A 19,740-nucleotide genomic window follows, 5' to 3' on the forward strand; every position below is an offset into this window, starting at 1 on the left:
TTATGGCGCAGGATTGGGAATTGCCTCCTGCACTTCATCAATTTCCCTTAGAATTTCTTCGGAAAGTTCTATGTTGATGCTTTCGATATTTTCAGAGAGCTGCTCCATAGTGGTTGCTCCAATAATATTACTGGTTACAAATGGCTGCTGATTTACAAAAGCCAATGCAAGGTGCGTAAGGCTAATGTCGTACTTTACTGCAATTTCCTTATAAGCCCTGGTCGCTTGAACTGCCTGTTCTCCTGAATATCTTCTATACTGCGGAAAAAGACCCAGCCTTGAATTCTCCTTAATTCCGTTGAGATGTTTACCCGTTAAAGTTCCCATTCCCAACGGCGAATAAGGCAAGAGCCCCACATTTTCCCGATGAAGAATTTCTGTAAGCCCAATTTCATCCTTACGATTTAAAAGGTTGTAAGGATTTTGCACAGTCACCACTCGTGGAAGATCATTTTTCCCACTTTCTTCGAGAAATCGCATAAGACCATAGGCAGTTTCATTAGAAAGCCCGATATGGCGAATTTTTCCTGCTTTTACCATTTCTTCCAGGTGTTGCAGTACTTCTTTAAAATTATCTTCCCATTCCTCTTCCTCGTGTTGGTAACCTCTTTTCCCAAAAAAGTTGGTTTGCCGCTCCGGCCAATGTAGCTGATAAAGATCCAAATAATCGGTTTGCAGGCGCTTTAAACTTTTATCAAGCGCATCCTGGATCGCTTCCTTATGATAGCCAAGATTTGGCCTAATATGCGATACCATTTCTGCAGGTCCGGCTACTTTTGAAGCCAATACAATCTCTTCCCTCTTCCCGGTTTTCTTCAACCAGGTCCCTATTATTTCCTCTGTTCTTCCCTGGGTTTTAGCATTGGCGGGAACAGGATACATCTCTGCGGCATCAAGGAAGTTTATTCCCCTTTCCAGCGCATATTCTATTTGTGCATGCCCTTCAGCCTCGGTGTTCTGCTCTCCCCAGGTCATGGTGCCCAGGCAGATTTTACTCACTTTTATATCTGTAGTTGGTATTTTTGTATATTTCATGTGGTGCTTTTTTTTCTGAAAACTTTCCGGGTCATTTATTACACTTCATAAAGTTTCTCAACTTTAAATTAATCCGGCTCCGCTATTTTCAAAATGAAACCTACAAGGTTTTGAAAACCTTGCAGGATAGCCTCTTTAAATTTATTACTATTCAGTTTCGTTCAAAAGCTTGGTAATCTCATCCAGTTTAGGAGTGAGAATCACTTCAATTCTTCTGTTTTTTGCCCTGCCTTCGGCAGTTTCGTTTGTAGCGACGGGGGCATATTCTCCTCTTCCCGCAGCAGTGAGGTTTTGAGGGTCTATACTATTATTTTCTTTTAAAATCTGCACAATTGCTGTTGCCCTTTTGGTTGATAAATCCCAGTTATCTTTTAAAGGGCCGCTGCCACCGTAAGGCACATTATCGGTATGTCCTTCAATTAGCACGGCAATATCTGGGTTTTGGGCCAGTACCTGCCCCAGCTGCTGCACGGCTTTCCTACCTTCGGCATTCACCGCCCAGCTACCGGAATCGAAAAGCAGTTTGTTTTCCATAGAAACATAAACCTTCCCATTACGCTGCTCTACGGTAAGGCCTTTCCCTTCAAAATTAGTAAGCGCTTTCGAAATTGCATCTTTCAGCGCGTTCATCTTAGCATCTTTTGCCGCGATAAGAGCTTCCAGCTCATCCACCCGCCTGGAGCGGGCCTGTAAATCCTTCTGAAGTTTTTCAAGACGAATTTGCTCAGCCGCCAGTGCACTTTCCTTCTCCTCCAGCTGCGCGAGCAGCTCCCGGTTTTGGCGGGAATTTTCTGCAATGGCCGCAGAACTGTTTTGCTCCAGGGCATCATAAGAATTTTTCAAATTTTCATATTTGGAAGTAAGGCCGGAAAGTTTTTCGGCTAAATTTTCACGCTCAGCAGAAAGTTGTTCATATTCTTTCTGAAGACTTTCATACTCTGCCTGCATTTTTTCATAATCTCTTATCTGCGCTGCCATTTCCCTATTTTCACGGGTAAGTTCAGCATGCTTGCTTTCCAGTTCGTCATAAACTTTGGAAGATACACAAGACTGTAACGTTAAAGTTAGCGTTGCTAATAGAAAGAAGGATTTTTTAACCATCATTTTAAATATTTTATTCAAGTTCTAGTAACACCGGGCAATGATCACTATGATACGCCTCGGGTAAGATAACGGCCCGTTTCATTTTTTCCTGCAATGGTTTGGAGACCAAGTTATAATCTATGCGCCATCCTTTATTATTGTTACGTGCGTTTGCCCTATAACTCCACCAGGAATAATGATGTGGTTCCTCATTAAAATGCCTGAAGGAATCCACAAAACCGCTTTCCATAAAATTGCCAATCCATTCCCGCTCTACAGGCAAAAATCCAGAAACATTCTTAAGCCGCACAGGATCATGGATATCTATAGCCTGGTGGCAAATATTATAATCTCCGCAAATAACCAGGTTTGGGATTTCTACTTTAAGATCATCAATATATTGCTGAAAATCGGCCATATATTGCAGTTTATGCTCGAGCCTGTTGATATTGGTTGCTGAAGGAAGGTAAAGGCTCATCACCGAAAAATCCTTAAAATCTGCCCTGATGTTCCTGCCTTCGTGATCCATGTATTCAATCCCGGTGCCGTAAGCTACGTTTTGGGGTTCAATTTTGCTCAAAATCGCCACTCCGCTGTAACCTTTCTTAGTAGCGGGATACCAGTAATGATATGGATAACCTGCTTCTTCAAATTCTTCAAGATTAAGCTGTTCCGGCTGCGCCTTTATTTCCTGCAGGCATACCACATCTGGATTTGCCTGTTGCAGCCATTCTAAAAAACCTTTTCTTACCGCGGCACGAATGCCATTTACGTTATAAGAAATTATCTTCATTTAGTAATTTTTGTGCAAAATTAAAGCTCTCCCGAAGAAATACCAATTTCAGGAGAAAAGCTTATTTTTTTGATTTTACCAGAAGTTTTAGCGCACTATAAAGCGTTTTACTTTACCTGCTTCCCGGGTGCCTACACGAAGAAGATAAACCCCTCTTGCGGCGTAAGACATATCAAAGGTATAGGTATATGCCTCCCCATTATATTCCATCTTGTTTTCCAGCAATTTCTGGCCAAGCATATCGTGAACAGTAATACGCAGCGGCGCTTCAAAATTGGCTTCCAGGCGGGCCCGGTAAATCCTGCTGCCGCCTTCTTCAGGTGTTGAGCTTATAATTTTTAATTCAGCTTCATCAAGAATAAAATCTTCAATATCCAGAGAGCTGTCGCGAATGTTTACTGAATAGTCGTGAGTGGTGCCATACTCCATTACCTCACAAGGGGAATTAAGATCGCCTTCGTAAGAAGTATCTCCGGCCCTTATACGCAATAAATGCTGGCCTAAAGCTGCATCTCCCGGTATAGAAAATTCTTCGGAAACGGGAGCATCTGCCTGAGGTATCACTTTAGAAGTGATCACCCGCTCGTCATCTTCAAAAAATGCATCATCATTAAAATCTATCCACATAGAGAACTGCTCGTTCTCCCCTTCAGCAAAAAGAGATTTTACGGTTACGCTGAAGTTGCCCTGTGCGCGATCCAAATCTGCGGTAAGGCTTATAAAATCTATATAACCATCATCACAGGGAATCCTTTCATTTAAAACATTTTCCAGTTCAAAAGAAAAAATACCATCTCCAAAAGAACAGTCTGAACCCTCGGGAATACAATTTAAATTGGCGACAGATTTCACCTCCGGATCGTTGGTGGGATCAAAATCATCTTCAAGATGGGTGCTGGCCATCACAAGATATCTCCCTGGGGAACCAAGATTTGCTTTCCTGCTAAAGGTATATACTTCATTTTCCCCAACCTCAACAGTTCCCGGAAAAACCTCGGTCACGCTAAAATTATCACCAACCTGGTAGGAAACAGGGAAATTTGATTGTGGCTCTCCACCAAAATTCTCGATAGTAATTACCACCTCCTCACTTTCGGTCAGGTCCTGATCTGTAATGGGCACATCTATAGAAGTGACCCCAACATCTTTTGGCGGCAGGTTCCTTATTTCGGCCACCAGGGTATCATTATCGGGATTTTCATCATTGGAAAGACCGGTGGTAAAAGTAACCTGGTAAGACTGCCCTACCACAGAAAAATCTGCTGTTTGAGAAAAAGTAAATTCTGCGGAAGAAGTTGCAGGAAGGCTTCCGGTAAAAATCTCGGTTACCGTTTCCCCGCCTTCCACGGTGTAACTCACCGTAAACCCGGATTGCGCATTTTCACCAAAATTGCGTATTCTTACCCGGATGATTTCAGAATCCCCTAAAGTAGCATCCCGGGGACTAACCAGGGAAATTACCCCAACATCATTTGCGTCATCTGGAGCGATGCGAAATACACCCACCCGGTTTTTTCGTTGTACGCCTTCAAAATATTCGGCATTATGCCAGAAGGTTACGCCATCTTCAGGATCTACGCTAAGATGGGCATAATCTCCGTAGCGGCTGTTAGGATCTGGAGAGTCTCCCTCCACAATACTTTGTTCTTCCAGGGTCATCACCCCAAGTTCGTCTTCAGCATATCTCCCGGTATATCGAATAGAAGGATAAATAGGGGTTTCAGGACTATCATCAAGGACCGTAAATCCAAGGCCAATATTTCCTTCCTCATCTATACCAATACTCCCACTAAACCTGTCGCTTTTATCGGGGGCATAAGTTCCTTCCTGGTAAACGCTCCAGGGGCCGTTTTCATTTTGCTGCCTGAGTTCATACCAGCGAATCCCGGCATGTTCTGCCGCGGTGGGATCTATATCTACCACAAAATTCATCACTACGGAGTTATGATCCTGAAACCGCCTGTACTGCGTCATATACATCATTGTGGCCTGAAGCGCATCCACATCTGGCGCGTCTCCCGGCTGGGAAAGGTTGCTAAAGGCGCCTCCGTCGAAAGTAGCTGAAAACGGCGACACCCCTTCTGCCGTACCTATTTCCTGGGATTCTGAAATTGTTGAAGACGCAGGATTGTTCCAATCCATATTTATAAGCCAGATCTTAAGGTGATCCTGCGCCACTCCTGCCCAGGCATCATCCTGCATAAAGATAATAGGAGAATTGCCCCGTGGCGGAGGAATATCTCCAATTGCCTGAAACCCGGCCGGACTGTAAAATCCATTAGTCTCAATACCCGGCAGAGGGAATGAAACTATGGCCGCAGTTTCCCCCTGCAGCATTTTATCCCTTTCCACCACATAAAGCACCTGACTTTCTGAGGCGGTATTGGTATTTTTGTTGGTGGTAATGTAATAGCCATCACCCCAAACCGAAATTTTAGGATAATCTGGCAGTACCTCGTTTGTTGTAAAACGATAGGTGTACCAGCCGTCATTTAACGGGTCCGGCCCCTGTGAAACCGCAATTAAAAAGCTTTCAGGCGTATCGCTAAACTGGCTTATAAGGTAACGGTCTGCAAATTCATCATAAACCACAATGGGGTCTCCCAAAACTTCATTGGCAAACTCCCCTCCTATACTCGCCAGGGAAGCCGGTTCCATTAACTGGTTTCCGTCTTTATCCCATATAGAAAATGCCGAATTCCAGGCATTCACATAATGGTTTGGGCCTATAACTCCCGTAGGGTCAGACGGGGTAGACCTTGTAGTAACCGCTTCATAAGATAAAATTGGCTCCTTAGACGGAATATCTCCCATCTTACTTTGTACTTTTGGATCCCGGGCTTTTGGCAACCCCTTCCCGGGAACTACCTTATTTATCCCCCTGTTTCGCGGATTATAAATTTTAAATTCTGAAGAAGGCGGGACTAATTTTCCTTTAGAAAGAGACGAAGATGGAACTGCTTTGGCAGAATCTATATATACCGGGCCTGAAATCTCTTTTTTTTGCGCCCGGGCTTCAGGACTAAAAATAAGAATAAGAGCAAAAAGAATAAAAATATATCTAATCATAACGGCAGTGTCTTCAAATGCGCCTTAAAAGTAGGTAATCCTGTTTTATTTTAAACCAAAGAGGCAATTAAAAAATAATTGCCTCTTATAGGAATATTGCTATAACTATTTGATTTCTCTATAGTTTCAGCCAATTTTTAAAATCGGTTTCTTCCTTTACTATAGTCGCCAATTCAGCAATTTTTACCCTTTTTTGCTCCATAGAATCCCTAAACCTTACGGTCACGGTACGATCCTCCATAGAATCGTGATCTACGGTTATACATAGTGGTGTCCCCGCAGCATCCTGCCTGCGATACCTTCTACCAATGGCGTCTTTTTCGTCATACTGCACTTTAAAATCCCATTGCAGCTCCTCTACAATTTCCTGGGCCAGCTCCGGTAGGCCGTCTTTTTTCACCAACGGCAAAATTGCGGCTTTTGTTGGCGCAAGTACGGCCGGCAATTTAAGCACGGTCCTGCTGCTCCCGTCTTCCAGCTCTTCTTCTTTTAATGCTGCGGAAAGTACCGAAAGAAACATACGGTCCAGGCCTATAGAAGTTTCGATAACATAAGGCACATAATTTTCTTTTAATTCAGGGTCATAAAACCGAAGTTTTTTCCCGGAATGCTCCTCGTGCGCTTTCAAATCAAAATCTGTACGGGAATGGATCCCTTCCAACTCTTTAAAGCCAAATGGAAAATCAAATTCTATATCTGCGGCGGCATTGGCATAATGCGCTAATTTATCGTGGTCGTGAAAACGGTAATTTTCTTCACCAAGGCCAAGAGAATAGTGCCATTTAAGGCGCACTTCCTTCCAGTGCTCATACCATTTTAACTCTTCGCCGGGGCGCACAAAAAACTGCATTTCCATTTGTTCAAACTCTCTCATCCTGAAGATAAACTGCCGGGCTACAATTTCATTTCTAAAAGCTTTACCAATTTGGGCAATTCCAAACGGGATCTTCATACGCCCGGTTTTTTGCACATTCAGGAAATTTACAAATATCCCCTGGGCGGTTTCGGGACGAAGGTATAACTGGGTAGCCGATTCGGCCGAAGCTCCAAGTTTGGTCCCAAACATCAGGTTAAACTGTCGCACCTCCGTCCAGTTCCTGGACCCGGTATCGGGATCGGCAATTTCCAGTTCTTCTATTAAAGCTTTTACATCGGCTAAATCTTCATTGGTAAGCGAGCGGCCAAGGCGTTCCAATATCTCCTTCCGCTGGCCTAAATACCGCATCACCCGCGGATTTGTGGTTGTAAACTGCTCTTCATCAAAATCTTCCCCAAAATGCTTCTGGGCTTTATCGATTTCCTTTTGCGCCTTCTGAAGCAGCTTTTCAGCATAATCTTCTACTAAAACATCTGCCCGGTAGCGCCTTTTTGAATCTTTATTGTCTATTAAAGGATCGTTGAAGGCATCCACATGTCCGGAAGCTTTCCAGGTGGTGGGGTGCATTAAAATAGCCGCATCTATGCCCACTATATTCTGGTGCAGCTGCACCATGCTTTTCCACCAGTAATCCTTGATATTTTTCTTTAATTCGGCGCCGTTTTGCCCATAATCATAGACCGCGCTCAATCCGTCGTAAATTTCGCTGGACGCAAAAATGTAACCATACTCTTTGGCATGTGAAATTACATTTTTGAATAAATCTTCGTTTTTTGCCATAGGAGCAAAAATAAAAAATCCGCCCTGATATTCATCAAGACGGACTCTATTTTTGAAATTAAATTATCTCAGGCTAAACGTGGAAGTACCTATTAAATAAGGACCGGAATATACGTAAACCTTATAATCCCCCTCAAGAAGTTTATCTTCATCTGTATTGGCAAGAATACAAACATCCAGCTCTTCATTCTCATAAAAAACTTTTGATGAGGCACTGTAAACCATCACCCCACCTTCATGTTGCACGGCAATTTTATCTCCTACCAGTTCATTTTCAGGATTATAAACCTGGACGTATACGTCTTTCTCCCCAGGCTCGGCAAGATCGTTGGCAGATATCGTGAAACAGGTCCTTATCTGGTCTACCCTTCTCGTACGGTCATTTTCAACAATTTTCCCGCTATTCCTAACTATTACCCCCTCACCCTTAAGGCCGGTAATTTGTAACCTGGATGCACGGTTAACTTTATTCGCCAGGCTCTGGTTGGTATTTTGCAGCGAATCGGACAACCTGGTGCGTGCCTGCAGCTCTGTACTGGTGCTATCCAACGAAGTGGTTAATTGCTGATTTTGAGCACTTAAACTATCCACCACTCTAAATAACCTGTCCTTCTCTGCTCTAAGGTTGCCAATTTCCCTTCTAAAACGCGCTATAAGAGCGATATTAGCTTCATTATCCTTTACAGAATCCAGAAGCCTGGTAATGCGTTCCCTGGCTTCAACCATATTCTGGTCCATAACCTCGTTTTCTTCTATAGCTTCATCATATTTAATAATAAGATCATTCAGTTCATTTTCTATGGCAGTTTTTTCCGTTTGAAGTATCTCCCGGTTTTCTTTTTGTTCATTATAAAAAGATATGGTATAGATGGCTAATGCAATGAGTGCAACAGCCAATACCGCGGCAAGAATTTTTAAAGCTTTGTTGTTTTTGGTTTCAGTAGCCATACAGTTGGATTTAGTTTGTAAATTTAGGTTTTAACAAATTAATAAACAATGCATTAACATATGTTTGACGATTTGGCCAATTTATTTTATCCCCAAACCTGTAGTTGTTGTATTGGAGAACTTGCTAAGCACGAAAATATTGTCTGCACTTCCTGCCTAAATGATCTGCCCCTTACAAACTTTCACCAGGATCCCGATAATCCTGTTAAAAATATCTTTTACGGGCGGGCAGTTGTGGAACAGGCTTCATCTCTCCTCTTTTTTAGAAAAAAAGGCAAGGTGCAACAGCTTATTCATAACCTTAAATATCGCGGCCATGAAGAAATTGGAAAATTCCTGGGGGAATGGATGGGAAACCTGCTTCTGCAAAGCGGTAATTACAATGGTATAGATGTAGTGATTCCGGTGCCGCTGCACAAGAGAAAACTAAAGTCCCGCGGATTCAACCAGGTGGAAAAATTTGGCCGCGAGATCGCAGTCATTCTAGGTGCCAGTTACAGAGACGATGTACTGGTAAAACAAAATGCCACAGAAACTCAAACTTTTAAAAGCCGTCTTTCCCGTTGGGGAAATATGGAAGAAATTTTTACTTTGGAAAAACCTACCCGTTTGGAAAACACTCATGTGCTTTTGGTTGATGACATTATTACCACAGGTGCTACACTGGAGGTTTGTATTCATAAATTATCAGGCATCAATGGAGTGAAGGTGAGCGTGGCCACTATGGCTTTTACAAACTGATAACATCAAAAAATTTAAAATAATCGTTTCTTTGCTAAAAATTATTTTTCCTAATGAAATACAGGATTCCCAGCTTTATCATTGTTATTCTTCTGCTTTTAACACTCATACAGTGCGCCAAAAAAGGAATGCCTGAAGGAGGGCCTGAAGACATGGAGCCACCAAGATTTCTAAGGGCTAGTCCTGAAAATTTTACCACCCATTTTGATGCTGAAGAAATTCGCATATTCTTTAATGAATATGTAAAACTGAAGAATGCACAGCAACAAATTATTATTTCGCCACCAATGGACCCAAGGCCTTCCATTTTACCTTTAGGAAGCGCCAGGAAAGATGTAAGAATTCAAATTTTTGACACCCTTCAGGAAAATACTACTTATCTGGTTAACTTCGGAAAAAGTATTACTGATAACAATGAAGGAAACCCGCTCAATTATTTTAAATACGTTTTTTCTACCGGAAATTATATAGATTCCCTTGAAGTTGAAGGAACTGTTGAAGATGCTTATCTTAAAAAACCGGCAGATTTTATTTCCATTTTCCTGTACGAAGTAGATTCTACTTTTTCCGATTCTGCAGTGTACAAAAAAACGCCGCGCTATGTGACCTATACCCTGGACAGCACAAACATTTTCAGGCTTGAAAACCTGAAAGCAGGCACTTACCAGATGCTCGCGCTTCTGGATAAAAACGACAATTATAAGTTCAACCCTAAAAATGAGAAGATTGGTTTTATAGATCATTATATTACCATTCCAACAGATTCAACCTATAAAATCACCATTTTTGAGGAAAATCTTAATTTTGAAGTACAACGACCCAGGCAATTTAAAGGGCAGCAAATTGTATTTGGATATGAAGGCGTAACAGCGCTGGACAGTGTTCAAATTGAGCTTCTCACTCCAAAACCGGCAGGCTTTACCTCCAGGATAATAAAAGATTCACAAACCGATTCCCTTTATTACTGGTATCAGCCAAAAATTGAAACCGACAGCCTGTCTTTTGAAGTTACAAGTCCGCAGAGCCGCGACACTCTTTATACAAAAATTACTGAAATGCCCACAGATTCCCTCAAGGTAAGTGCAGAGCCTTCAGGAAGTATAGATTTTGAACAGGATGTGGTACTAAAAGCCAATACCCCTCTTGTAAGCAGTGACGAATCTAAGATAAAGGTCCTTGATAAAGATTCCTTACCGGTCCCTTTTTCTACTGAATTAAATTTGCTTGCAAATGAGTTTCATATTTCTTTTAAAAAGACTGAAAGTAATACCTATACGCTGCAGGCCCTGCCCGGCACAGTAACCGACCTTTTTGAAGACACCAATGACACCATTATCAAGCAGGTAAAAACCCGTGCACTTTCTGAACTTGGAACACTTACCTTTAGATTGCAAAATGTAAAACAATTTCCAATTATCGCACAGCTTACAGATTTGAATGGAAAAGTGCAGGCAGAAAAATATTCTGAAGGAGAAACGGTCTTAGATTTCCAAAACCTGAAACCTGGTGAGTTTTTTATGCGCCTGGTTTTTGACCGAAATAAAAACGGAAAATGGGATACCGGCGATTATCTTAAAAAGCGCCAGCCAGAACATATTGAATATTTTCCTGACACTCTTGAAGTGCGTGCTAACTGGGACCAGAATGAACAGTTTATTTTAGAATAAATTCGTCCCGGTCCAGTAAAAACTTTAACTGATCCCGGGTTTCCTGTAGATGGTTGTAATCCAGGACTATCTCTTTGGCAAAGGATTCTTCCACATCTGCATGGGTAAGCAGTTTCCCAAGACAATCATAAGCAGCGCTGTGGCCGTTATATACGTAGCCATCGCCATCTGTCCCCGTACGATTCACGCCTATGCAAAAACTCATATTTTCAATAGCCCGGGCTTTTAGCAGGGCATCCCAGGCGGCCACTCTTTTTTCCGGCCAGTTGGCTACGTAGATGAGCAGGTCATAATCTACCGTGTTTCTCGCAAAAACAGGGAAACGCAGGTCATAACACACCAATGGACAAATTTTCCAGCCTTTGTACTCCACAATTAATCGTTCTTTCCCCGCCGTGTAAGTTTTGTCTTCTTTCGCAAGGGTAAAAGTATGGCGCTTATCATAAGTTTTATAGGAACCGTCTGGATAGACAAAGAAGAGCCGATTGTAATAATTGCCATTTTCAGTAATGATCACACTTCCGGTAATGGCAAACTCCCTTCTTTTTGCCCATTCCTGCATCCATAATAAGGTGGGACCCTCAGTTTCTTCTGCCAGCTTTTCAGCATTCATACTAAATCCTGTAGTAAACATTTCCGGCAGGATTACCAGGTCTACCTCTTCTGAAAGCGCATTGATTTCTTTGCTGAATAAACTCCTGTTATTTTCAGGATGCTCCCATTTGAGATTCACCTGAAGCATCGCGATTTTTAGATTTTTGGCCATACGTAAAGTTATCAAAATTTAAGATTTTGCTGCCAAATCATTGTTAAATGATTGCAGGTAAAACTTCAAATAAATAGCTTTAATTATAAAATTTGCAACATGAGTTTAGCTACCTTTTTTCAAAAAGACACCAATATTTCAAGGACCGGCAGGGGAGTAATTTCGGGTGTGATAGGAGGCCTGGCGGGAACAGCTGTAAAAAGCCTCGTAGAAAAGTTTATTAAAGTGCGTAAAATAGAACATCGTTCTGCCCAGATAAAAATCCTGGATGACTTGTCTACAAAAATTACAGGAAGCCCTATAAGTGTTCATAATGAAGCATTGGCAGAACAATTACTGAATGTACCCGTAGGCGCAAGTTTAGGCGCTGCTTACGGCTACAAGCACCGTGACAAAGATGAATTCAACATTAAAAACGGAATTATTTTAGGAAGTTCCACCTGGATTTCCACCCACCCAACGTCGCTTCCCATACTCGGGCTGGAAGCAAAGCCGGTGGATGTACCCTTGAAAATGCAGGCGAATGAATTGTTTGCGCATGTTTTATTTGGAGTAACCACAGAACTGGTTAGGAACTATGTAAACAAAAAGCTGAAGGAATAGCTATTTTTCCAGTTGTTTAAGCATTTTTTTAATACGGTCTTCCACTTTTTCTGAAGATAACGTTTCCCGCAGGCGGTCTGTGATAATAGGAAAAGAAAACGGGGTTGGTTTTTCGCAATTCTTCCAAACAATCTTTTGTTCTGCGATACGCTCCAGAGCCAACCTAAGCCGTCCCTCTTCCAACTGGTGTTCAAAAGTTTCCCGGAAGGCCTGCTGGTAGAGCAGGTTATCCTCTTCATAATCCCTGAAAACACTAAAAAGCAATTGCGAACTGGATTGCAGGTGCTTGCTCTTTATCATTTTATTGGGATAACCTGTAAAGACCATTCCTGCAATCACTGCAATATCCCGAAATTTCCGGCGGGCCATTTCTGTGGCATTTAAGCTTTTATAAAGATCGTCCATAAGATATTCCGAAGAAAAAAGATTATTATCCAGCACCTGCTGCATATCGATTTCCTGATCGGAAAGCAGTTCGAAGCCATAATCGTTAAAAGCAAGCGAAAAACTTATAGGCGATAACAAACTTATGCGGTAAGCCAGCAAACTCGCCAGGGCTTCATGCACAAACCGGCCTTCAAACGGATAAAATATCGCGTGGTGCCCCTCCCGGGTTTCAAAAGTCTCAATTAAAAACTGGTGATTATCGGGAATAATAGATTCTTTCTGCTGCCTTTCCAGGATAGGGCGCAGCGCCAGAAGTTCTTTGGAGGCAGTGCCTTTCTTGACCGAAGCTGCCGCAGCATACATTTCATTCCGCAGCAACTCGCTCATTTGCGCAGAAAAGGTCATACGGCCACCCATCCAGCTGGGCACTTTGGCTGTTTTTTTATTGGAGCGCTTCACCAGCACCTGCATATTTTTAATGCGCACCAGCTCTAAAGTGCGGCCGGCAAAGGTAAACACGTCTCCGGGATTTAGTTTGGAGATAAAAAATTCTTCAATCGTGCCAATATAACCGCCTTTCATATACTTCACGCTCAGCATGGCATCGCTCACAATGGTGCCAATCTGCAGCCGGTGGCGCATGGCGATTCCACGGTTGTTCACTTTAAACCTGCCATCTTCTTCAATTTCAACCTTTTTATATTCGTCATAGGCCTGCAGGCTCTGGCTGCCTTTGGTAATGAAATTGAGAATCCAGCGCCACTCGTCTTCAGTAATGGATTGAAAACAAAAAGTAGATTTTACTTCGGGAAATATTTCCTTCGGAAAAAATCCATCTGAAACCGCCAGTGTGGTAAGGTACTGTACCAAAACATCAAAACTCAGCAGATAGGGAATGCGGTCTTCAACGGCGGTTTTACTGGCCGCTTTTTGTAAAGCCGAAGCTTCTATAAGTTCAATAGCGTGAGTGGGCAAAAAATAGATCACGCTTTCCTTCCCCGGCTGATGCCCGCTACGGCCTGCACGTTGCAGGAACCGCGCCACTCCTTTTGGGCCGCCAATTTGCACTATGGTTTCCACAGGGGCAAAATCCACTCCCAAATCCAGGCTGGACGTGCAAACCACCGCTTTCAAAGTTTCATTTCGTATGGCCTGCTCCACCCACAACCGCGTTTCTTTATTGATACTGCCGTGGTGCATGGCAACCTCCCCGGCAAATTCGGGATACTTATTAATCAGCTTCTGAAACCAGATTTCGCACTGCGAACGGGTATTGGTAAAAAGCAGCGTGGTGCGGGAATTATTAATTATAGGCACCACCTCCTCTATAAGATGCAGGCCCAGGTGGCCGCGCCAGGGAAATTTTTCCATTTTCTCCGGAATAATGGATCTTACTGAAATTTTCTTATTCAGATTTGCCCTGATGAGCACCGAATTTTCAAATGCTTCAGAACCTGGCCCCAGCAAAACTTCCCTTGCCTGTTGAAGGTTTCCAATGGTGGCTGAAATCCCCCAGATTTTAAGTTTTTTGGCAACAGTTTTTAAACGTGACAGCGCCAGTTCTACCTGTACGCCTCTTTTAGTGCCCAATAATTCATGCCACTCATCTATAACTATGGCATCTAGATTTTTAAAAGTTTTGGCGTAGTTTTTAGAAGACAGCAGTAGCTGAAGGCTTTCCGGTGTAGTAATAAGAAGATCTGGCATAGATTTTTTTTGCGACGCCCTTACTTTTTGCGGCGTATCGCCGGTGCGGATTCCCACGGTAAAACCCGTTCCTGTTTCTTCTGCAAAGCGCTGTGCAGCCTGTTCAATTTCTACGGAAAGTGCTCTTAGCGGCGTGATCCAGATCGCCTTTAAACCTTTTTTATGCTTTTCTTTATAATCGGGATTTTTACGGATATATTCCAGCACGATGGGAATCCAAAGGGCGTAAGTTTTTCCACTTCCGGTAGGGGCGTTTAAAAGTCCGTTTAGTCCTTTAAGATAGGCGTCCCAGGTTTTCTTTTGGAATGCAAAAGGTTTCCATTTTTGTGCTGCAAACCAATTTTCGGCTAAGCCAAGAAGTTCTTTTTTGTTCATGTTTACCCTTCCGTCTTAATCAGCTACCGCTGATTAATCCACCTTCCCTTGAAAAAAGGGAAGGAGCTTTATTATTTGTCATTACCACTTTAAGCTTCCCTCCTTTTCAAGGAGGGGTGGCCAAAGGCCGGGGTGGTTCGATTTGTTTCTAGCTCCACGCAGGAGTAATTTTAATTTTCATCCTTTCAACTTTACTTCTAAAAAAGATTTTTCTTCATTTCTTTTTAAAAGGAAGGTTTTTGTTTTGTCCAATCTGCTTCCCTCCTTTTCAAGGAGGGGTGGCCAAAGGCCGGGGTGGTTTACTTTTTTTCTTTCTAAAATTATCCTTTATCTCCTGCAGAACTGAAGGTAAGAAATCAAACACCATTTTATTTTCAAAACGGATAATTGTAAAACCTAAATCATTTAAAACTTTTGTTCGCTTTAAATCATTCTCTTCTGAAGTAGCATTCAGATGAACCTGCCCGTCTAACTCAATGATTAATTTTTCTTGGGCACAATAAAAATCAACAATAAAGTTTTCTATACTATGCTGCCTTCTGAATTTCCTGCCTTCCAGTTTCCTTCCCTGTAGCTGCTTCCACAAAAAAGCTTCAGCAGGAGTAAGATTTTTTCTTAACTTTTTCCTGAATGGTTCCAGGTTCTTTTTATTGTGTACAGGTTTCTTCATTGATTCCAGTTTACCCTTCCGTCATTCCTGCGGAATGCCACCTTCCCTTGAAAGGGAAGGAGCTTTATTATTTGTCATTACCACTTTAAGCTTCCCTCCTTTTCAAGGAGGGGTGGCCAAAGGCCGGGGTGGTTCGATTTGTTTCTAGCTCCACGCAGGAGTAATTTTAATTTTCATCCTTTCAACTTTACTTCTAAAAAAGATTTTTCTTCATTTCTTTTTAAAAGGAAGGTTTTTGTTTTGTCCAATCTGCTTCCCTCCTTTTCAAGGAGGGGTGGCCAAAGGCCGGGGTGGTTTACTTTTTTTCTTTCTAAAATTATCCTTTATCTCCTGCAGAACTGAAGGTAAGAAATCAAACACCATTTTATTTTCAAAACGGATAATTGTAAAACCTAAATCATTTAAAACTTTTGTTCGCTTTAAATCATTCTCTTCTGAAGTAGCATTCAGATGAACCTGCCCGTCTAACTCAATGATTAATTTTTCTTGGGCACAATAAAAATCAACAATAAAGTATTCTATACTATGCTGCCTTCTGAATTTCCTACCTTCCAGTTTCCTTGCCTGTAGCTGCTTCCACAAAAAAGCTTCAGCAGGAGTAAGGTTTTTTCTTAACTTTCTCCTGAATGGTTCCAGTTTCTTTTTATTTTGTACAGGTTTCTTCATTGATTCCGGTTTACCCTTCCGTCATTCCTGCGGAATGCCACCTTCCCTTAAAAGGGAAGGAGCCTTATCAGTTTTTAATTGTTTCTGAAGATAGCACAATATAAAAGAGGCCAGAAGCCTCTTTTATATATTTCAAAAATCTTCCGTTAATTTTTAAACAGCATGGTGGTTTAAATTGTTCCTGTTCCTGATTCCCGTGGGATTACTTTCTGCCGGTTATCATAAAACAACTGAGGATAATGCTCTTTCAGGAATTGTTGGTGCAGGGAATCCATTTGTTTTACCTGTTGCTGGAAATTTCGTGACATCTCATCACTAAAGAAATCATTATTAAAAAAATCCTGAGTTCTATTTAAAGAGTCATTCATAAAAGATTCAAAAAGAGCGGAATGCTCATCCATTCCCCTGCTACCAAACATCTGCTGGAAATGCTGGAGCATTGGATCCATATTCCCATTAGCAATAGTATCGCCATCTACCGTGCTGTAAGAATAAACATAAGTGGAATCATAACTGATAAGGTTTCCATTCTCATCAAATTCTTTATTTACCTTCCAGTTTCCCTGCGGCACAGCTTTCGGCTCTTCTTTTTTAGTGATTAATCCATTTTCCTTTTCTTTCTTTTCCTGAGCGTTACAACTGCTAAGGCTTAGAAAAAGCAACGATAGCATGAACAATTTTGTTTTCATTTTACTACGGAATTTAATTCGACAAATAGTTAAAAAAGAACACAAAATGTGCAGCAACTTAAATACCAAATTACAAGGCTTCAGCTTAAAAAAATTTTAAAATCGCAGCTGATTAGAACTACGGAATTAGGGCTTTTAAATCTTCGAGGGTATTGGCCTCTTCAATTTTCTTGTCTGTACGCCAGCGCAGTATCCTTGGGAATCTTGTGGCCACCCCGCTTTTATGTCTTTTTGATTCTGCAATTCCTTCAAAGGCCACTTCAAAAACATGATGCGGCACCACGCTTCTCACAGGCCCAAAACGCTCAAGGGTGTTTCTCTTAATCCATGCATCCAGTTTTCTGAATTCAGCATCTGTCAACCCCGAATAAGCTTTGGCAAAGGTCACCAGCTCTTCCTTATTTTCATCCCAAAGGCCAAAGGTGTAATCTGTAAACAGGTTGCTCCTGCGGCCATGGCCGCGCATGGCATACGTAAGCACCGCGTCTATGGTTAGAGGATCTACTTTCCACTTCCACCAGTCTCCTTTTTTCCTGCCCACCAGGTAAGGCGAATCCAGCCGTTTGAGCATAAGGCCTTCAGATTTTTCTTCCCTGGCCCGCTCCCGTTCAGCCGCGGCTTCCTCCCAGGTATTAAATGTGATCGCTTTAGAGAGATGAAGCGGAAAATCTTCCGCAGCCACTTTACTATACAAGCGCTCCAGGATTTTTCTCCTTTCCGCAAAAGCGGTGTTTCGTATATCTTTTCCCTGCCACTCTAAAATATCATAAGCTTTAAGGATCACGGGAGTTTTTTTTAGCAGGTTTTTAGAAATATTCTTTCTTCCAATCCTTGTTTGCAGGTCATTAAAAGTGCCAATTTCCCCTTCAGGAAAAGGTAAAATTTCCCCGTCTATTACGGTACCATCGGGAATCACCCCCACAAAATCCTGGAATTCGGGATATTTATCGGTCACCAGTTCCTCTCCCCGGCTCCACACGAACAGCTCTCCATTCCTGATAATTACCTGAGACCTTATCCCGTCCCATTTATGCTCTGCACTCCATTCTGAAGCCTTACCTAAATCTCCCGCCTCACCCTCTATGGCATAAGCCAGGTAAAACGGGTAAGGTTTAGAAAGGTAATCTTCCTCATTTTCTTCAAGAATTAGTTTTTTAAAAGAAATAGTCGCCGGCTCCCAGTTACCCATGAGTTTATAAGCCAAAATGTCTTCATCAATATCAGTGGCCATAGAAAGCGCACGCGTCATTAACTTCTGGCTCACTCCAATACGGAAACTACCGGTAATGAGCTTGGTAAACACAAATCGCTCGTAATAGTTAAGCGCCAGCCAGTTTTCAAAAAGATATTCTTTTTTTTTAGCTTCGGTTTCAGGCTTTAATTCTATTATTTCCTGCAGGTACTGGTCCAGACTTTTTTCTGAAGATTTTTCAGCAGGCGGGATTATCAAAGCAATGGTTTCAGCTAAATCTCCTACAATGTGATAAGATTCCTCAAATAACCAGAGCGGGATATTTGCCAGTTCTGAAGCCCAGTAGCGCATTAAAGTAGTGTTCACCGGCCTTGGCGGGCGCCGGTGGGACAGGATGGCGATTGCCCAGACTTTGTCTTTATCAGCAGCGGTTAGGAAATAATCCTTTAACGCCTGTACCTTCAGGGAAGTTTTATTGGTACTGTCCAGCTGTTTTATAAGTTGGGCAAAATGAGCCATGCCTCCCAAGGCAGCATCTGAATTTTCAATATTTCTATCCGGATTCTTCACAAAATTATTTTTCCTTTTCTTCCTGCTCGGTTTTGGCTTCCTGCTCTCCTGTTTCACCTTCATACTGGGTTTCTTCTGTACGCGCATCATATCCTTTTTCTAAAAGGTAGCGGGAAAAAATATCGGTATAACCGTGAGTGCAGATCACTTTTTCACAACCTGTGGCAGCAATGGAAGAAAGCAGGCCCTGCCAGTCGCAATGATCAGACAATACAAAGCCTTTGTCTATGGCCCTTCTCCTCCTGGCACCTCTAAAAGTCATCCAACCGCTGGCCGAAGCCGTTACATAAGGCACCATTTTTTTTATCCAGGGAGAGCCATGGGCGCTTGGCGGGGCAATAACAATATTTCCTTTTATCTCTTCTTTTTTTGTTTCCCTGGTGATCCTGGTGGTTTCCGGTAAATTGCAAAATGGCCGTATAACTTCTGTCATATTTTCCACCGCCCCGTGGGTATAAATTTTCCCAATTTCAGGATTTAAATACTTCAGCAGGCGTTGTGCTTTTCCCAGGGAATATCCAAACAAGACTGAGGTTCTGCCTTCGCTCTGGTTCTGTGCCCACCAGTTATTGATTTCAGCAAAAACCTCCTGCTGCGGCATCCATTTAAAAGCGGGCAGCCCAAAAGTACATTCCGTAATAAAAGTATCGCATTTCACCGGCTCATAAGGAGTGGCCACGCCATCATTTTCCACTTTATAGTCCCCTGTAAAAACCCAAACCTCCCCTTTATGCTCTACTCTAATTTGCGACGAGCCCAGGATATGACCGGCGGGATGCAAAGAAAATTTCACATTATTAATAGTAAAAGTTTCATTCCATTCTTTCCCGGAAACCTCTATATCCCCCAGCCGGTGTTTTATGATGGGCACATTTTTATGATGGGTAATGTATTTTTTGTGGCCCCAGCGGGAGTGATCTGCATGGCCATGGGAAATAATTGCTTTTTCCACGGGTTTCCAGGGATCCAGGTAAACATCTGCCGCGGCACAATAAATGCCTTTTTCATTAAAAACGAGTAAGGGTGGGCTGTTATCCTTCTTCATGAACTTATGAAATTAAAGAAATTAGGAAGGCTGGAAAAAGGATTAAGAAAACATTAGCTAATGTTAGAAAAGCATAT

Annotated in this window: 16 protein-coding genes; 3 read left to right on the forward strand and 13 right to left on the reverse strand. The window is 42.2% G+C overall.

Annotated features, from left to right (window positions below; genetic code table 11):
* From AB8M93_RS13580 to AB8M93_RS13605, 6 genes are all read right to left on the reverse strand, one after another.
* The gene (locus AB8M93_RS13580) at positions 1-1,035 is read right to left on the reverse strand and encodes an NADP(H)-dependent aldo-keto reductase (RefSeq protein WP_373058572.1); all 1,035 of its coding nucleotides are present in this window, start codon (positions 1,033-1,035) and stop codon (positions 1-3) included.
* A 147-nt stretch (positions 1,036-1,182) separates the two neighbouring features.
* A complete protein-coding gene (locus AB8M93_RS13585) occupies positions 1,183-2,136 on the reverse strand; it encodes an OmpA/MotB family protein (RefSeq protein ID WP_373058638.1) in 954 nt (317 codons plus the stop codon).
* A gap of 13 nt (positions 2,137-2,149) precedes the next feature.
* Positions 2,150-2,911, reverse strand: a complete 762-nt coding sequence (locus AB8M93_RS13590) for an exodeoxyribonuclease III (RefSeq protein WP_373058574.1) — start codon at positions 2,909-2,911, stop codon at positions 2,150-2,152.
* 87 nt (positions 2,912-2,998) lie between these two features.
* Complete coding sequence (locus AB8M93_RS13595) at positions 2,999-5,980, reverse strand: GEVED domain-containing protein (RefSeq protein WP_373058576.1); 2,982 nt, start codon at positions 5,978-5,980, stop codon at positions 2,999-3,001.
* Between the two features lie 118 nt (positions 5,981-6,098).
* Positions 6,099-7,637, reverse strand: coding sequence for a glycine--tRNA ligase (locus AB8M93_RS13600; protein WP_373058578.1), 1,539 nt, complete (start codon positions 7,635-7,637; stop codon positions 6,099-6,101).
* A 63-nt stretch (positions 7,638-7,700) separates the two neighbouring features.
* Positions 7,701-8,585 (reverse strand): hypothetical protein, encoded by an 885-nt coding sequence (locus AB8M93_RS13605; RefSeq protein ID WP_373058580.1) that lies wholly within the window; start codon positions 8,583-8,585, stop codon positions 7,701-7,703.
* A 60-nt stretch (positions 8,586-8,645) separates the two neighbouring features.
* On the opposite strand from AB8M93_RS13605, the gene AB8M93_RS13610 reads away from it, so the two are divergent.
* Both AB8M93_RS13610 and AB8M93_RS13615 read left to right on the forward strand, forming a co-directional pair.
* Positions 8,646-9,326: a ComF family protein gene (locus tag AB8M93_RS13610; protein WP_373058582.1), complete on the forward strand. Its 681-nt coding sequence runs from the start codon at positions 8,646-8,648 to the stop codon at positions 9,324-9,326.
* A 53-nt stretch (positions 9,327-9,379) separates the two neighbouring features.
* Positions 9,380-10,993, forward strand: a complete 1,614-nt coding sequence (locus tag AB8M93_RS13615) for an Ig-like domain-containing domain (protein WP_373058584.1) — start codon at positions 9,380-9,382, stop codon at positions 10,991-10,993.
* Here AB8M93_RS13615 and AB8M93_RS13620 read toward each other — a convergent pair.
* Complete coding sequence (locus AB8M93_RS13620) at positions 10,980-11,759, reverse strand: amidohydrolase (RefSeq protein WP_373058640.1); 780 nt, start codon at positions 11,757-11,759, stop codon at positions 10,980-10,982. The genes AB8M93_RS13615 and AB8M93_RS13620 overlap by 14 nt on opposite strands.
* A gap of 99 nt (positions 11,760-11,858) precedes the next feature.
* Between AB8M93_RS13620 and AB8M93_RS13625 the strand changes: the two genes are divergently transcribed.
* Positions 11,859-12,362: a DUF1440 domain-containing protein gene (locus AB8M93_RS13625; protein WP_373058586.1), complete on the forward strand. Its 504-nt coding sequence runs from the start codon at positions 11,859-11,861 to the stop codon at positions 12,360-12,362.
* Here AB8M93_RS13625 and AB8M93_RS13630 read toward each other — a convergent pair whose 3' ends face one another.
* The 6 genes from AB8M93_RS13630 to AB8M93_RS13655 all read right to left on the reverse strand — a co-directional run bounded on the left by AB8M93_RS13630 (position 12,363) and on the right by AB8M93_RS13655 (position 19,663).
* Positions 12,363-14,831: a ligase-associated DNA damage response DEXH box helicase gene (locus AB8M93_RS13630; protein ID WP_373058588.1), complete on the reverse strand. Its 2,469-nt coding sequence runs from the start codon at positions 14,829-14,831 to the stop codon at positions 12,363-12,365. It abuts the gene before it with no gap.
* 268 nt (positions 14,832-15,099) lie between these two features.
* Complete coding sequence (locus AB8M93_RS13635) at positions 15,100-15,501, reverse strand: endonuclease domain-containing protein (protein ID WP_373058590.1); 402 nt, start codon at positions 15,499-15,501, stop codon at positions 15,100-15,102.
* A 264-nt stretch (positions 15,502-15,765) separates the two neighbouring features.
* A complete protein-coding gene (locus AB8M93_RS13640) occupies positions 15,766-16,167 on the reverse strand; it encodes an endonuclease domain-containing protein (protein WP_373058592.1) in 402 nt (133 codons plus the stop codon).
* Positions 16,168-16,337: 170 nt separating this feature from the next.
* On the reverse strand, positions 16,338-16,856 hold the full coding sequence (locus tag AB8M93_RS13645) for a hypothetical protein (RefSeq protein WP_373058594.1): 519 nt from the start codon (positions 16,854-16,856) through the stop codon (positions 16,338-16,340).
* A gap of 118 nt (positions 16,857-16,974) precedes the next feature.
* On the reverse strand, positions 16,975-18,567 hold the full coding sequence (locus AB8M93_RS13650) for an ATP-dependent DNA ligase (RefSeq protein WP_373058642.1): 1,593 nt from the start codon (positions 18,565-18,567) through the stop codon (positions 16,975-16,977).
* 55 nt (positions 18,568-18,622) lie between these two features.
* Positions 18,623-19,663, reverse strand: a complete 1,041-nt coding sequence (locus tag AB8M93_RS13655; protein ID WP_373058596.1) for a ligase-associated DNA damage response exonuclease — start codon at positions 19,661-19,663, stop codon at positions 18,623-18,625.
* Positions 19,664-19,740 lie beyond the last annotated feature (77 nt).

Source organism: Autumnicola aciditolerans (genome assembly GCF_041679265.1).
Lineage (GTDB): Bacteria > Bacteroidota > Bacteroidia > Flavobacteriales > Flavobacteriaceae > Autumnicola.